This window comes from Planomonospora sp. ID91781 (genome assembly GCF_015711595.1).
GTDB lineage: Bacteria > Actinomycetota > Actinomycetes > Streptosporangiales > Streptosporangiaceae > Planomonospora > Planomonospora parontospora.
Genome location: NZ_JABTEY010000002.1, coordinates 2,094,341 through 2,108,267, shown reverse-complemented (window position 1 = coordinate 2,108,267; position 13,927 = coordinate 2,094,341). Strand labels below are relative to the sequence as shown.

Sequence of the window (13,927 nt, the reverse complement as noted above, 5' to 3'; positions counted from 1 at the left end):
GGAACCGTGATGATTGTCCGGCGCATGGGCGTGCTCGCCGCCGCCCTGACCGTGGCGTGCGCACCGGCTCTGGCCGGCTGCGGGCAGACCGGGCCCGGCGGGGGAGGGCAGAGCGGGGCGTCACCGGGCGCCCCCGCGTCCTCGGTCAAGGCCTACGACATCAACCCGGTCGCGCGCGACCAGGTCAAGGACGGCGGGCTGCTCCGCTGGGGCCTCAACGAGTATCCGACCAACTGGAACCTCAACCACGTCGACGGCAACCTCGCGATGGTCAAGAAGGTCACCGACGCACTCCTGCCCTCGGCCTTCCGCTCGAACGAGAAGGGCCAGATCTCGGTCAGCCCCGACTACGTCACCGCCGCGAAGGTCACGGCGACCACTCCCAAGCAGGTCGTCACGCTGACGCTCAACCCCAAGGCCAGGTGGTCCGACGGCAAGGCCGTCACCTGGCAGGACTACGAGGCCCAGTGGAAGGCGATGAACGGCAGGAACGCCGACTACCGGGTCGCCACCACCACCGGATACCAGGACATCGAGAGCGTGAAGAAGGGCAGGAGCGACCATGAGGTCGTCATCACCTTCGCCAAGCCCTTCGGCGACTGGCAGTCGCTGTTCATCCCGCTCTACCCCAGGAGCACCAACGGCAGCGCTGACGCCTTCAACAACGCCTGGGTGAACAAGATGCCGGTGACCGCGGGCCCGTTCAAGTTCGGCGCGTTCGACCAGACGGCCAAGACCATCACGATCAACCGCGACGACGCCTGGTGGGGCGACAGGGCCAAGCTGGACCAGATCGTCTTCCGGGCGCTGGAGAGCGACGCACTGGTCGGCGCCTTCAGCAACGGCGAGCTGGACACCTTCGACGTCGGGCCCTCCGCTCCGGACTACGCGCGGGCCAAGGGCACCGCGAACGCGGTCGTACGGCAGGCGGCCGGTCCCGACTTCCGGCACCTGACGATGAACGGCGAGAGCGCGGTGCTCTCCGACGTGAAGGTCCGCCAGGCCGTCGCGATGGGCGTCGACCGGCAGGTCATCGCCCAGTCCGACCTGCAGGGCCTGGACTGGCCGATCGTCCTGCTGAACAACCACTTCTTCATGAACACCCAGGGCGGCTACCAGGACAACGCCGGGGAGCTCGGGGCCCACGACCCCGAGAAGGCCAAGCAGCTGCTCGACGCGGCCGGCTGGAAGCTCTCCGGCCAGGTCCGCAAGAAGGACGGCAAGGAGCTGAACCTGCGCTTCGTCGCCCCGTCCGGCCTGCAGCTCACCAAGTCCGAGGCCGAGCTGACGCAGAACATGCTGTCCAAGATCGGCGTCAAGGTCACCCTCCAGTCGGTGCCCAGTGACGACTACTTCACCAGATACATCATCCCCGGCAACTACGACATCACCGCTTTCTCCTACGTCGGCACGCCCTTCCCGGTCTCCAGCGGCTACGGCCAGTACGCCAACGCCGCCAAGGACTCCAAGGGCGAGCTGCAGTGGAACGCCAACCTCGGCCGCATCGGCTCCAAGGAGATCGACGCCGCGATGAACGCCGCCACCGCCGAGCTGGACCCGGCCGAGGCGATCGCCAAGGCCAACGCCGCCGACAAACTGATCTGGCAGGCGGTCAACGTGCTCCCGCTCTACCAGCGCCCGCAGAACGTCGCGGCCAAGAAGACCATCGCCAACCTGGGCGCCCGCGGCTTCTACGACCTGAGATACCAGGACATCGGCTTCACCGAGTGACCCCGGCGCCTCCGCGGCCCGGTGTCGTCGGCGCCCGGGTATAGAAATGATCCATGAATCTTCAGGTGACCTGGCCGCAGGTGCTCGCATGGCGGCTGAGGCGGCAGTTCGTCGACCCGGCGGCCGGGCCGGACGCGGTGTCGGTGGTCCGGCGGCTGAGCGGGGTGCAGGCCCAGGTGGCGTCCTCGGCCGAGCTCGCCGTCGCCGTACGGCGGGCGGACCCGCGGCGCGGCGAGATCGACGAGGCCCTGTGGCGCGACCGCACGCTGGTCAAGACCTGGACGGCGCGCGGCACGCTCCACCTGGTCCCCGCCGACGAGCTGCCCGCCCACGCCGCGGTCCTCGGCTCGTTCCGGCACTGGGACAAGGGGTCCTGGCAGCGCGGTCACGGGGTCACCGCGACGGAGACGGCCGCGATCCTCGAGGCGGTCCCGAAGGCGCTCGAGGGCCGGACCCTCACCCGCGAGGAGCTGGTCGAGGCCGTCATCGGGATCACCGGTGACGGCCACCTGGCCGAGGCGCTCACCTCGGGGTGGGGCGCGCTGCTCAAGCCGCTCAGCTTCCTCGGCGAGCTCTGCTACGGGCCGCCCCGGGAGGGCAGGGTGACCTTCGCCTCCCCCCGCGACCACGTGCCCGGCTGGCCCGCCGCGCTCCCCTCCCCGGAGGAGGGCGGCGCGGTCCTGGTGCGTTCCTTCCTCGGCGCCCACGGCCCGGGCACGCCGGAGACCTTCGACACCTGGCTCTACCGGGGCGGAGCCCGCAAGGCCGCCCTGCGCGGCTGGTTCCGCGACCTCGCCCCGGAGCTGGCCGAGGTGGAGGTCGAGGGCCGTCCCATGGTCCTGCTCGCCGAGCACCTCGACGAACTGGCCGCGACCCCGCCCGCCGGGGGCGTGCACCTGCTCCCCGGCTTCGACCAGTACATCCTCGGTGCCCCCCGCGACCTCGAACCGCTCCTGCCCCGGGAGGCCAGGGCGAAGGTCAGCCGCGCGGCCGGCTGGATCTCCCCGGTGGTGGTCCACCGGGGCCGGGTCGCGGGCGTCTGGGAGGCGAAGAACGGCGAGGTCGCCGTGGAGCTGTTCGAGGACGTCCCGGCCGCCGCCCTCGCCGCCGAGACCGAGCGGGTGAAGGCCCTGCTGAACCGATAGCACCGCGCGCTCCAGGCGGCCCCTCACGGCGGCCCTTCACAGCGGCCCTCACAGCGGCGGGGCGAAGTCCCATCCCCGTGCGAGCAGGCCGTCGACCACCTCGACGGCCTGCTCCAGCCGCGCGCGCGGCGGTCCGGAGACCACCAGGTGCGGTAGTCCGCGGGCAGCCAGCTCCTCGCGGAAGCGCAGGTCCATCCGGTGCCGGACCGCCTCGCCGTCCCGCCACCCGTCCTGCTCGAACGGCACGCCCTCCACCGAGGTGTGGATCCACAGGTCGTGCCGGGCCTGCGGGTGCACGGTGCCGGGCGAGCCCAGGTAGCGCTCGTGCCACAACGAGGTGGCGAACGCGTCGGTGTCGCACACCAGCAGCGGGGATCCGGCGCGGGCGGCGGCGTCCTCCCAGAGCAGTTGCCGCTCGGCGATCAGCGCGAACTCCGCGGACTCCCACTCCAGGTCGTCGAGCCACGGCTCGGGCAGCCCGGCGGCCTTGGCCCGGCGCCGTGCCAGGGCGAGCTTCTCCTCGCAGTACGTCCTGCCGTACTCGGGCACCCACCGGGTCCCCGCCCACGGCCCGCCCCGGGCGGCGTAGTGGGCCGCCAGCGCCCTGGCCAGGGTGGTGGTCCCGCTGGACTCCGCGCCGACGACCACGACGCGGCGGGCCAGGTGGCCGCGGACCGCGGGGGAGAGCCACCGCCAGCACGAGACGGGGTCGGAGCGGACCGCCGTCCCGCTCACGGGGAAGCGCTCCCGGCCGGGGTCGACGCCGACGTGGACGGCGCCGAGCCGGCGGGCCAGCTCCGGGCCGTACTCCTCGGAGGAGAAGACGGCGTCGACGGCCGGGACCTCCCCGTGCGCCAGGGCGAGCGCGTGCCGGAACACCTCGACGTGCGCCGACCAGACCTCCGGATCGTCGTAGTCGATCTCGACGTCGTCGACCACCGGGGCGATCGTCACCCCGGGCTGCGGGTGCGCCTCGCGCAGCCAGGCCGCGCGCAGGGCCAGCGGGACGCTCTCCGCGGTCGAGGCGGCGACCACCACGCTCAGCCGGGCGCACCGCGCCGCCGCGGTGTCGATCAGGTGGTGGTGGCCCGCGTGGGGCGGGTAGAACTTGCCGATCACCAGGCCGTGGGCGAAACGGGGCAGGGCGGCGCTCATGCCGCCACCGCGGCGGGCCGGGCGGGGAGGGCCCTGCGCCAGGCCAGCAGCCCCGAGACGCAGAGGGCGAGGAAGACGACGTAGAGGGCGCTGGTGAGGTAGAGGCCCTTGTAGGCGTAGAGCGGGATGTAGATCAGGTCGGCCGCGATCCACAGCCACCACGACTCCACCAGCTTGCGGGTCTGCCCGTAGGTGGCCATCAGGGACAGCGCGGTGGTCAGGGCGTCCCAGAAGGGCACCGTCGAGTCGGTCCAGGTGGCGAGGGCGAAGGTGAGCGCCGTGGCGGTGGCGGCGCCGCAGCCGGCCAGCGCCGCCCACTCGGCCCGCCCGGTCGGGCGGACCGCCGGCGCGGTCCGGCCCTCCCCGCCGTACCGCCACTGCCACCAGCCGTACAGGCCGAGCGCGACGTAGACGACCTGCAGGGCGGCGTCGGCGTAGAGACCGACGGCGAGGAAGACCAGCCCGAGCAGGATCACGTTGACGACGCCGATCGGCCAGTTCCAGATGTTCTGGCGGGCCACCAGCCAGACCGTGAGGATCCCGGTGGCGAAACCCAGGAGCTCGGCCCGGCTGGTCGGGGCTCCGGCGATGGTGAACACGGGCTGGAGGAGGGGGTCGAGGAATTCTGCGAGCGTCATGCCGTCTCCTTAATCGTCAATATGACGATAAAGGGTTTTCGGACATAACGGAACCAGGTGGCGGTACGGACGACGGCCGGCGGGGCGGGAGCCGTCAGAGACGGAAGCGGACCCGGTCGCCGGGGCGCAGCTGCGCGGCCGCTGCGAGATCGCCGGAGGCGAGGACCGCGATCACCGGATAGCCGCCGGTCGGCGGGTGGTCGGCGAGGAACACGATCGGCCTCCCGTCGGGCGGCACCTGCAGGGCCCCCGCCACCATGCCCTCGCTCGGCAGCTCCCCGCTCCGGTCGCGCTCCAGCGGGGTGCCCAGCAGCCGCACGCCGACCCGGTTGCTGTCCTGGCTCACCTCGTACGGCTCCGCGCACAGGGCGGCCAGCGCCCCCGGGGCGAACCAGTCGTCCCGGGGGCCGGGAAGGATCCGCAGGACACCGGGTGCGTCCCCGGGCGGGGGCGCGGCGTCCACGACGATCGGCGGCAGACCGGCGGACGGTCCCACCGGCAGCACCCGGCCCGGGGTGAGCGGGTCCGGGCCGAGGCCGGAGAGCGAGTCCGCCGACCGGCTGCCCAGGACCGGGGGGATGTCGACGCCGCCCCGGACCGCGACGTAGGTCCGCAGACCGGTCATCGGGGCGCCCACCCTGAGCTCGCCGCCCGCGGGGACCCAGAAGGGCGCGTACATCCCGGCGGAACCGCCCCGCAGGACGACCGGGCAGGCGGCGCCGGTGAGCGCGGCCCACGCGCCGTCCCGGAAGCGCAGCACGGCCCCGCCGAAGGTCAGCTCGATCCCGGCGGCGCCCTCGGGGTTGCCGACCAGGCGGTTGGCCAGCCGCAGGCTCGGCGCGTCGGCGGCGCCGGAGCGGGGCACCCCGAGATGCCCGTAACCGGGGCGGCCCAGATCCTGCACCGTGGCGTACGGCCCCGGCTCGACCACCTCGATCATGCGGCCGCCGGACGCGCGGGCCGGGAGGGGGCGGGCCCGGCCGTCATCCGGTGACCGCCCGGAAACGCACCCGGGTGCCGGGCGTCAGCACGGCGGGCGGATCGGCCGCCACGTCCCACACGGGCATCGGAGAGCGCCCGAGCAGCCGCCAGCCGCCCGGCGAGGCCGAGGGGTAGACGGCGGAGTAGGGTCCGGCGACCGCCACCGCCCCGGCGGGCACCGAGGTCCTCGGGGTGGCCAGCCGCGGCACGTGCAGCGCGGGGTCCAGACCGGTGAGGTAGGCGAACCCCGGGGCGAACCCCAGCCAGCCCACCACCAGCTCCCGCCCGGTGTGCCGTTCCACCACCTCGCCGGCCGTCAGCCCGCTCAGCGCCGCCACCTCGTCCAGGTCGGCGCCGTCGTAGACCACCGGGACGGTCACCAGACGCCCGGGAGCGGCCCCGTCCGGGGCCGGGGCGCGCGCGGCCCGCGCCGCCGCGGCCAGCCGGGACCTGAGCGGTCCCGGCTCGGCGCCCGGTGCGACGACCAGCACGGTGGCCGGACCGGGCACGATCTCCGTCACCCCGGCCGGGCGGTCGGCCCGCAGCAGCGCGTCCAGGCGGTGCGAGACCTCCAGCGACCCGGTCTCCACCAGCAGCCCGTGCTCCCCGGCCGCCCGGACGAGCGCCCCGTCCGGCGGCGTGCCCGCGCCGGGGCCGCCGCTCACGCGAAGGCCTCCAGGGCCACCCCGGCCCGCGCCAGGCCGTCGCGGACGGCCCGTGCCAGCCGTACGGCGCCCGGGGTGTCGCCGTGCACGCAGATCGAGCGGGGCTCCACCGGGACCTCGGAGCCGTCGGCGGCGACGACCGTCCGCGCGGTCGCCATGCGCACGGCCCGGGCCGCGACCGCGTCCGGGTCGTGGATCACCGCGCCGGGGGAGCGGCGGGGGACCAGCGTCCCGGCGGGCGTGTAGGCGCGGTCGGCGAAGGCCTCGGCGACGGTGGCGAGCCCGTGGCGGGCGGCGGCCCCGTGGACGGCCGAGCCGGGCAGGGTGAGCACCGGCAGGCTCCGGTCGTAGTCGGCGACCGCCGCCGCGACCGCCTCCGCCTGCTCGGGATCGCGGCAGACGCGGTTGTACAGCGCGCCGTGCGGCTTGACGTAGGAGACGCGGCCCCCCACCGCGCGGGCGACGCCGTCCACCGCCGCCAGCTGGTAGAGCACCTCGGCGCGGAGCTCCTCCGGATCCACCTCCATCTCGCGGCGGCCGAACCCGGCCAGGTCCCGGTAGGAGACCTGCGCCCCGATCCGCACCCCCCGGGCGACCGCGGCCTCGCAGGTGCGGCGGATGGTCAGCGGATCACCGGCGTGGAAACCGCAGGCGACGTTCGCGCTGGTCACCACGTCGAGCAGGGCCTCGTCGTCACCCAGCCGCCAGATGCCGTAGCCCTCGCCGAGGTCGGCGTTGAGATCGATCGCCACGATGCTCCCCTACAGCGGAGGTTCGTCGGGGATGTCCGCGATGTCATCGAGCGCGGTGGCCAGTTCCTCCGGGTCGTCACCGATCCGCTCGGCGATCTCGATCAGCACGTGCAGCACCTCGTGCCGGTCGTGGCCGAGGTCCAGCAGCCGCTGCGCCGCCTCCCACAACTGCGGCGGGTCCCCCTCCCACAGCCGTGCGGCGATCTCCTCGTGCCAGGCCAGGTGCTCGTCGCGGTCGAACCGGCCGGGCTCGCCGGCGTGGTCGATCTCCAGCAGGATCCGCCGGTCGCCCTCGTCGGCGGGGTTGAGCAGGTCGAGCTTGACCTCGCCGTGCTCGCCCTGCAGAAAAGGGAAGGCGAACACCCGCCGGGCCAGCGCGGACAGGTCGCCGTCCGGGAGCAGCCGCTCCACCAGGCCGCGGTCCAGCCCGAAGGTCGTGGGATCGCGGTAGGTCTCCGGGAAGCGGGCCGTGGCCTCCCAGATGCCGTCGAGCGTCGCCCGCAGCCCCTCCTCGGACAGCCCGGTGCGGGGCGCGGTGAAGCGCGCCCACGCCGACAGGACGTACGGCACGGCCTCCTGCTCGGCGGGGCTCAGCATCACCTTGCGCGGCAGCCAGTCGAGCAGGAACGTCTCGCACTTGGTCGGGCTGACCCGCAGCGGGCGGCCGAAGTCCTGGTCGCAGCCGTAGTCGATGATGTGGTCGGCGCAGCGGGAGGCCGCCGAGGGGTCCGACAGGTGCTCGGCCGCGTCCGAGGAGAGGAACTCCGCCGCCAGCATCGCCCTGCGGTCGCGGCTGTAGGGGGCCTCGCTGTGCAGCGGGGCCGGGCGCTTGCGGCCCGGGGGCAGCGCCTTGATCCGGGAGCGGGCGAAGGCGTGGTAGGCGCTGTAGCTGTCGCTGACCGGCGCGGCCGTCTTCCGGTCGCCGTACTCGGCGGTGGCCTTCATGGCCGACTCCAGCAGGGCTCTGGCCTGCTGGGGCTCGATCTCCTCGAAGCGGAGCATCGGGTTCGCCTCGGCCTCGGCCCTGGCCTGCTCCAGCAGCTTGTCGACGTGGGAGGAGACCCACGCGTCACGGGCGATGCCCCGCATGTTGTAGTCGACGACCATGACCAGCGCGTGCCGGTCCTCGCCGCTGTCCGCCCCGCGGTAGCCGAAGGTGCAGACCACGGTGTCCTGGTCGCCGTAGGCGTCGCGGGAGACGTAGCAGCCGGTCGGCTTCACCGCCCCCAGCCGGTCGGCCCAGCGGGGCCTGGCCACGTCGCGTTCGATCAGCGCCAGCGCCGCGCCCTCGGCCTTGGCGGCCTGCCGGGCGGTGCCGAGGTAGGCCAGTGCGATCAGCAGGGTCAGCGCGGCGGGGGAGCCGGCCTTGGCGGCGTAGTCGACCAGCCCCTCGCCGAGGACCTGCTCGGCGTCTCCGCGCCGCAGCCGCCGCCCCCACCAGGCGCCGACCATGTCGGAGACCATCAGCTCGGCGTCCAGCGGGCTGCTCACCGCGAGCAGCTCACGGGCGGCCAGCAGCATCTCGGAGAAGACCTCGTCGGGCGCGTGGGTCTCCCTCGGGTCCCTGCGGTGTCGGCGGCTCAAGCGGCCTCCTCCGTCGACCGGGTGAACCCCGGGCCGCCGGGCCCACCGGCTCGCTCGCTGCGCTCGCTCATGCGGGACTCCTCGCCTGCGGCGAGAGGTGCGCATGAGCGAAGGCTGCTGTGTTCCCCGGCTCGCTCGCTGCGCTCGCTCATGCGGGACTCCTCGCCTGCGGCGAGGGATGCGCATGAGCGAAGGCTGCTGTGTTCCCCGGCTCGCTCGCTGCGCTCGCTCATGCGGGACTCCTCGCCTGCGGCGAGGGATGCGCATGAGCGAAGGCTGCTGTGTTCCCCGGCTCGCTCGCTGCGCTCGCTCACGTTCCAACCTTCTCGCGTTCCCGAGCCGATGGGTGCGCGGAACGCGGCTCGGTGATCCCGATGTTACCGGGGACTTCGCGGCGGCGGCGCGGAGTTGACGATGGCTAGCAGGTGTTCGCGGGCGACCCGTTCGACGACCTCGGGGGTGGCCTCGACGCCGAGATGCTCGGTGCAGGCGCGGACGTCGGCCACGCAGCGGTCGACGGTGCCGGGGGGGACGGTGAGGAACTCGGCGGCCAGCCGACTGCTCAGGGACTCGTGGAATGTGGTCGTACCACTGGTGGAGCGGGTGGCGAGAGCGGGCATGGATGTCACATTCCTCCGGGTTACCGGGGACGTGGCCCCGGGTGGACGGCGGGGACGTGCGTTTTCATTCCACAACTTATCGCGCCGGTGTCAAGCCTCCCGGAGGGGGGCGGGAAAGCTGACTCCATCGTTGACTCCTCCTGGAGGGAGGAAAGTAAAGAACGTGTCCGCGAAGGGGCAGCCAAAACGGGCGGGAGTCAGTAGGCTGATCTTGCCGGTAGGAGACGGCGGAGGCGAGGTGGGCAGTTGTCGGGACGGTCCGGCTCGATCCTGCTAGGGTCCTGGCCGCGAACGCTTGAACGCGCCGACGGTGACGACCGCGGCGCGTGGAAGGGGTGGCGGGGGTGATGGATGCCCCGTCGTCTCCCGTGGTGACGGGGACGGGAGACCCGCGAGATCCGTGTTCCCGCGCGGATCCGGCGGCCGCGGGTCCCGGCGGCCGGTCCGCCGGTCGCGGGAGGCGGGGATCTCCTCTCCCGCCGGAGCCCCGTCGCGTTAACGTGGAGACCCCGGTCTTCGGGCCGGGGAGGTTCGTCGCATCATGGGCGGGACTTCCGCCTGAAGGCGCCCATCGCCGATGATGTACTGCAGGATCCGGTCTCCGGAGCTGCGCTACGCCAATTCGCAAGTTTGGAGATGTGCCTCGTGGGAGACCCTGGCACGCGACGGAGGTGCCGACCATGAGCGCCGAAACCTCCGTGCCCCGTCCCCGGGAGTCGGGTGTGGACATCTCGGACTCCGGCCTGCTGCAGGGCCTGCTGTCTCAGTCGCCGTTCGCCTTCGCCTTCCTCGACCCCGCCGGCCGGTTCCAGCGGGTGGACGAGGTCTTCGCCGAGATGGTCGGCCTGCCCGCCGAGCGGCTGGTGGGCCACGCCCCGGGTGAGCTGCTCCCCGCCGACCTCACCGCGCTGGTCGAGGGGGCGGTCCGCGCCGTCGTCGAGGGCGCCGGGTTCGAGAGGGACCAGCGCGTCCGGGTGCGCACCGCCGACGGGGAGACCCGTCACTGGTCGCTGACCTTCTCGCCGGTCCACGACGACGAGGGCGTGTTCCGCGCGGTCTGCCTGGTGGGCGTCGACGTCACCGAGAGCAGGCTGGTCGAGGAGAACCTGCGGCGCAGCGAGGAGCGCTACCGCTCGCTGGTCGAGGCGCAGTCGCAGCTCGTGTGGATCACCGCCCCGAACGGCGCGGTCCGGGAGGACGCGCCGCAGTGGCGCGCCATCACCGGCCAGGGGCTGGAGGAGTACCTCGCGGGCGGCTGGCTGGAGGCCGTGCACCCGGACGACCGCGCGCACACCGAGGAGGCGTGGCGTGAGGCCCTGCGCGGCCGGAACATGTTCGAGTGGAGCTACCGGGTCCGCACCCGGGCGAGCGGCTACCGCTACTTCGAGGTGCGCGCCGTACCGATCATCCGGCACGGCCGGGTGGTCGAGTGGGTCGGGGCGAACACCGACGTCACCCCGCAGCGCGAGGCCGAGGAGATGCGCGGCCGGCTGACCGACCAGCTCGGTGCCGCGGCCCTGCGCACGGCACGGCTGCAGGGCGCCACGGCCCAGCTGGCCGAGGCGCTCACGGTGGAGCAGGTCGTCCAGGTCATCATCGACGTGGGCCGTACGGCGCTGGCGGCCGACCGGTCGGCCGTGGCGCTGCTCGACTCCGACCGGTCGGTGCTGAAGCTGGTCAACAACGGCGGCATCCCCGACGTCCCGGGCGCGCCGGGCGAGGAGATCCCGCTCGCGCACTCCAGCGTGATGACCATGGCGGTGAACAGCCGCCGCCCGGTCTTCGCCGAGTCGCCCGAGAGCCTGCGCGCCCAGCTGGTCGACGCCGGCGCCGACGAGGAGGCGATCGACGGCTTCCTCGCCCACGGCGACGAGCGGGCCTGGGTGGGCCTGCCCCTGCTGGCCGCGGGCCGTGCGCTGGGCGCGCTGCGGTTCGCCTTCACCCGTCCTCAGAAGATCTCCCAGGAGGACGGCGTCTTCCTGGAGGCCCTCGCCGGGCAGTGCGCGCTCGCCGTCGAGCGGGCCACCCTGTTCGAGCGGGAGCACCGCACGGCGGAGACGCTCCAGCGGAGCCTGCTGCCGGACCGCCTGCCGGTGGTCCGGGGGCTCATGCTGGCCCAGCGGTTCCGCTCGGGCAGCCGCCACGTGCAGGTCGGCGGCGACTGGTACGACGCGTTCGTCCTGCAGGACGGCCGGGTCGCGGCCGTGGTCGGCGACGTCATGGGCAAGGGCGTCAAGGCCGCGGCGGGGATGGGTCGCATCCGCAACGCGATGCGGGCCCTGGCTCTGACCAACCCGCCGCCCGCCGCCGTGCTCACCGGTCTGGACCGCGTCTTCGAGGCGACCGAGGAGGAGGAGCAGGTTACCACCCTCGCCTACATGGTGGTCGAACCCGGGACGGGCGAGGGCACGCTGGCGCTGGCCGGGCACCCGCCGCCCCTGCTGGTCTCACCCCAGGGCATGCCGCTGCTGTGCGACGGGGAGCCGGGCACTCCGCTCGGCTGGCCGGCGAGCCGCCGGCAGTTCAGGTTCTGCGTCCCGCCCGGCCACACCGCGGTCCTGTACTCCGACGGCCTGGTGGAGAACCGCAAGCGCGGGCTGGACGCCGGGCTCGCGGAGCTTTGCTCGGTCGTTACCGAAGCGCCGCCGGAAGTTGTCAGTAGTCCCCATATGTTGTTGGATTTCCTGGTGGATCGCATGCTGGCGGGGTATGAGCAGGATGACGACGTCACGGTACTTGCAATTCATGTTCCGCCAACCACGAAGAGTGACTGAATGAAACAGTCATAAGGGTTGCTTTCGGATATCGGTGCCCCGCTTCCGTACGCACTACTGTCTTCGTCGGCCTAGGGTGGAGGGCAACCGCCAGGAGGCGGCCGTTTGGATCACGGTGTCATGTCAGAATGCTGGGCAGGTGCGTCGCGGTTCGTGCGGCCTCTCTGAGCACCACTAGAGGCATCCGCCCCTAGCGGGCATCTGAGTCCATTCTCGTCACGCTTTCCTTCGAGAGGTGTTCGTGTCGCCTGCAAGTTCGACTCGCTCGAAGCCATCCGAGCTGAACGAGCCCGTCATTCAGCAGCTGATGGAGCGGGGGCGCTCGCAGGGGTTCCTCGAGTCCGAGGATGTCCGCAAGGCCGTCGAGGAAGCGGACATTCCGATGGCGCAGGTCGCTGGAATCCTGCGCAACCTCAGCAAAGAGGGCATCATCGTACGGCTGACCGCCGAGGACTCCGCGGGCCCCAAGAAGCCCAAGGCCCCGGCCAAGCGCCGGACCCCCGCCGCACCCGCCCCGGTAAAGAAGACCAAGACCGCAGCCGCGGCGGCCAAGGAGCAGCCGGAGACCGTCACCGCGGTCGTCGGCGGTTCCGAGCCCGCACCGGTCCCTGCGCCCAAGAAGCCCGCGGCCCCGGCCAAGAAGGTCGCCCCGGCCGCTAAGAAGCCCTCCTCCGGACCCGCCAAGAGCGCCGGCCCCGAGACGCTCGCGCCCAAGGCCGACCCGAAGCCGAAGGCCGCCGCCGGGGAGGACGAGGAGGAGATCGACCTCGAGGACGTCGAGATCGAGGACTTCGACCTCGAGGTGGAGGTCGAGGACGTCGAGGTCGAGGCGGAGCCCGAGGTCGAGGCCGACGAGGAGGCCAAGCCCGAGGTCGCCGCCGACGTGGCCGCCCCGCAGAGCGAGGAAGAGGTGCTGATCCTCTCCGACGACGACGACGACGCCCCCGTGGCGCAGGTCGCCGCCGCCGGAGCCACGGCCGACCCGGTCAAGGACTACCTCAAGCAGATCGGCAAGGTCCCCCTGCTCAACGCCGAGCAGGAGGTCGAGCTCGCCAAGCGCATCGAGGCGGGCCTGTTCGCCGAGGAGCAGCTCGGCACCGACGGCGACAAGCTGCCGGTGGACGTCCGCGCGGAGCTGGAGTGGATCGCCGAGGACGGCCGCCGGGCCAAGAACCACCTGCTGGAGGCCAACCTCCGCCTGGTGGTCTCGCTGGCCAAGCGCTACACCGGCCGCGGCATGCTCTTCCTGGACCTGATCCAGGAGGGGAACCTGGGCCTGATCCGCGCGGTCGAGAAGTTCGACTACACCAAGGGCTACAAGTTCTCCACCTACGCCACGTGGTGGATCCGGCAGGCGATCACCCGGGCCATGGCCGACCAGGCGCGGACCATCCGCATCCCGGTCCACATGGTCGAGGTCATCAACAAGCTGGCCCGCGTCCAGCGGCAGATGCTGCAGGACCTCGGTCGCGAGCCGACTCCCGAAGAGCTGGCCCGCGAGCTCGACATGACCCCCGAGAAGGTCATCGAGGTCCAGAAGTACGGCCGTGAGCCGATCTCCCTCCACACCCCGCTGGGCGAGGAGGGCGACAGCGAGTTCGGTGACCTCATCGAGGACTCCGAGGCCATCGTCCCGGCGGACGCGGTCAGCTTCACGCTGCTGCAGGAGCAGCTCCACTCCGTCCTGGACACGCTGTCCGAGCGCGAGGCGGGAGTGGTCTCCATGCGGTTCGGCCTCACCGACGGCCAGCCGAAGACCCTGGACGAGATCGGCAAGGTCTACGGGGTGACGCGCGAGCGCATCCGCCAGATCGAGTCGAAGACCATGTCCAAGCTCCGTCACCCGTCCCGGTCCCAGGTCCTGCGCGACTACCTGGACTAG

The 13,927-nt window shown here is 72.7% G+C and carries 11 protein-coding genes; 4 read left to right on the top strand and 7 right to left on the bottom strand.

What is annotated here, in order from left to right; genetic code table 11:
• Positions 1 to 9 precede the first annotated feature (9 nt).
• Together HS048_RS28560 and HS048_RS28555 are read left to right on the top strand one after the other, a co-directional pair.
• Complete coding sequence (locus HS048_RS28560) at positions 10 to 1,731, top strand: ABC transporter family substrate-binding protein (protein WP_230882306.1); 1,722 nt, start codon at positions 10 to 12, stop codon at positions 1,729 to 1,731.
• A 53-nt stretch (positions 1,732 to 1,784) separates the two neighbouring features.
• Positions 1,785 to 2,876: a winged helix DNA-binding domain-containing protein gene (locus HS048_RS28555; RefSeq protein ID WP_196469223.1), complete on the top strand. Its 1,092-nt coding sequence runs from the start codon at positions 1,785 to 1,787 to the stop codon at positions 2,874 to 2,876.
• 48 nt (positions 2,877 to 2,924) lie between these two features.
• On the opposite strand, the gene HS048_RS28550 is transcribed toward HS048_RS28555, so the two are convergent.
• The 7 genes from HS048_RS28550 to HS048_RS28520 all read right to left on the bottom strand — a co-directional run bounded on the left by HS048_RS28550 (position 2,925) and on the right by HS048_RS28520 (position 9,271).
• Positions 2,925 to 4,031, bottom strand: coding sequence for an AAA family ATPase (locus HS048_RS28550; RefSeq protein ID WP_196469222.1), 1,107 nt, complete (start codon positions 4,029 to 4,031; stop codon positions 2,925 to 2,927).
• Entirely contained in the window at positions 4,028 to 4,669 is a 642-nt protein-coding gene (gene pnuC, locus HS048_RS28545; RefSeq protein ID WP_196469221.1) for a nicotinamide riboside transporter PnuC, read from the bottom strand. The genes HS048_RS28550 and pnuC overlap by 4 nt, the downstream gene beginning before the upstream one ends.
• 94 nt (positions 4,670 to 4,763) lie before the next feature.
• Positions 4,764 to 5,609: a biotin-dependent carboxyltransferase family protein gene (locus tag HS048_RS28540; RefSeq protein WP_196469220.1), complete on the bottom strand. Its 846-nt coding sequence runs from the start codon at positions 5,607 to 5,609 to the stop codon at positions 4,764 to 4,766.
• Positions 5,610 to 5,652: 43 nt separating this feature from the next.
• On the bottom strand, positions 5,653 to 6,315 hold the full coding sequence (locus HS048_RS28535; RefSeq protein ID WP_196469219.1) for an allophanate hydrolase subunit 1: 663 nt from the start codon (positions 6,313 to 6,315) through the stop codon (positions 5,653 to 5,655).
• Entirely contained in the window at positions 6,312 to 7,067 is a 756-nt protein-coding gene (locus HS048_RS28530) for a LamB/YcsF family protein (RefSeq protein ID WP_196469218.1), read from the bottom strand. The genes HS048_RS28535 and HS048_RS28530 overlap by 4 nt, the downstream gene beginning before the upstream one ends.
• 9 nt (positions 7,068 to 7,076) lie before the next feature.
• Entirely contained in the window at positions 7,077 to 8,588 is a 1,512-nt protein-coding gene (locus tag HS048_RS28525; protein ID WP_068898948.1) for a hypothetical protein, read from the bottom strand.
• A gap of 440 nt (positions 8,589 to 9,028) precedes the next feature.
• Positions 9,029 to 9,271, bottom strand: coding sequence for a hypothetical protein (locus HS048_RS28520; RefSeq protein ID WP_068898700.1), 243 nt, complete (start codon positions 9,269 to 9,271; stop codon positions 9,029 to 9,031).
• Between the two features lie 680 nt (positions 9,272 to 9,951).
• Here HS048_RS28520 and HS048_RS28515 point away from each other — a divergent pair.
• Together HS048_RS28515 and HS048_RS28510 are read left to right on the top strand one after the other, a co-directional pair.
• Positions 9,952 to 12,045 carry a SpoIIE family protein phosphatase gene (locus tag HS048_RS28515; protein WP_196469217.1) on the top strand — a complete coding sequence of 698 codons (2,094 nt, stop codon included), beginning with the start codon at positions 9,952 to 9,954 and terminating at the stop codon, positions 12,043 to 12,045.
• 241 nt (positions 12,046 to 12,286) lie between these two features.
• Positions 12,287 to 13,927 (top strand): RNA polymerase sigma factor, encoded by a 1,641-nt coding sequence (locus HS048_RS28510; RefSeq protein ID WP_196469216.1) that lies wholly within the window; start codon positions 12,287 to 12,289, stop codon positions 13,925 to 13,927.

Excerpts from the sequence above, each read along its gene's own strand:
- HS048_RS28560 (WP_230882306.1), top strand. The coding sequence starts at position 10 with ATGATTGTCCGGCGCATGGGCGTGCTCGCCGCCGCCCTGACCGTGGCG.
- HS048_RS28555 (WP_196469223.1), top strand. The coding sequence starts at position 1,785 with ATGAATCTTCAGGTGACCTGGCCGCAGGTGCTCGCATGGCGGCTGAGG.
- HS048_RS28550 (WP_196469222.1), bottom strand. The coding sequence starts at position 4,031 with ATGAGCGCCGCCCTGCCCCGTTTCGCCCACGGCCTGGTGATCGGCAAG.
- pnuC (WP_196469221.1), bottom strand. The coding sequence starts at position 4,669 with ATGACGCTCGCAGAATTCCTCGACCCCCTCCTCCAGCCCGTGTTCACC.
- HS048_RS28540 (WP_196469220.1), bottom strand. The coding sequence starts at position 5,609 with ATGATCGAGGTGGTCGAGCCGGGGCCGTACGCCACGGTGCAGGATCTG.
- HS048_RS28525 (WP_068898948.1), bottom strand. The coding sequence starts at position 8,588 with ATGCTGCTGGCCGCCCGTGAGCTGCTCGCGGTGAGCAGCCCGCTGGAC.
- HS048_RS28520 (WP_068898700.1), bottom strand. The coding sequence starts at position 9,271 with ATGCCCGCTCTCGCCACCCGCTCCACCAGTGGTACGACCACATTCCAC.
- HS048_RS28515 (WP_196469217.1), top strand. The coding sequence starts at position 9,952 with ATGAGCGCCGAAACCTCCGTGCCCCGTCCCCGGGAGTCGGGTGTGGAC.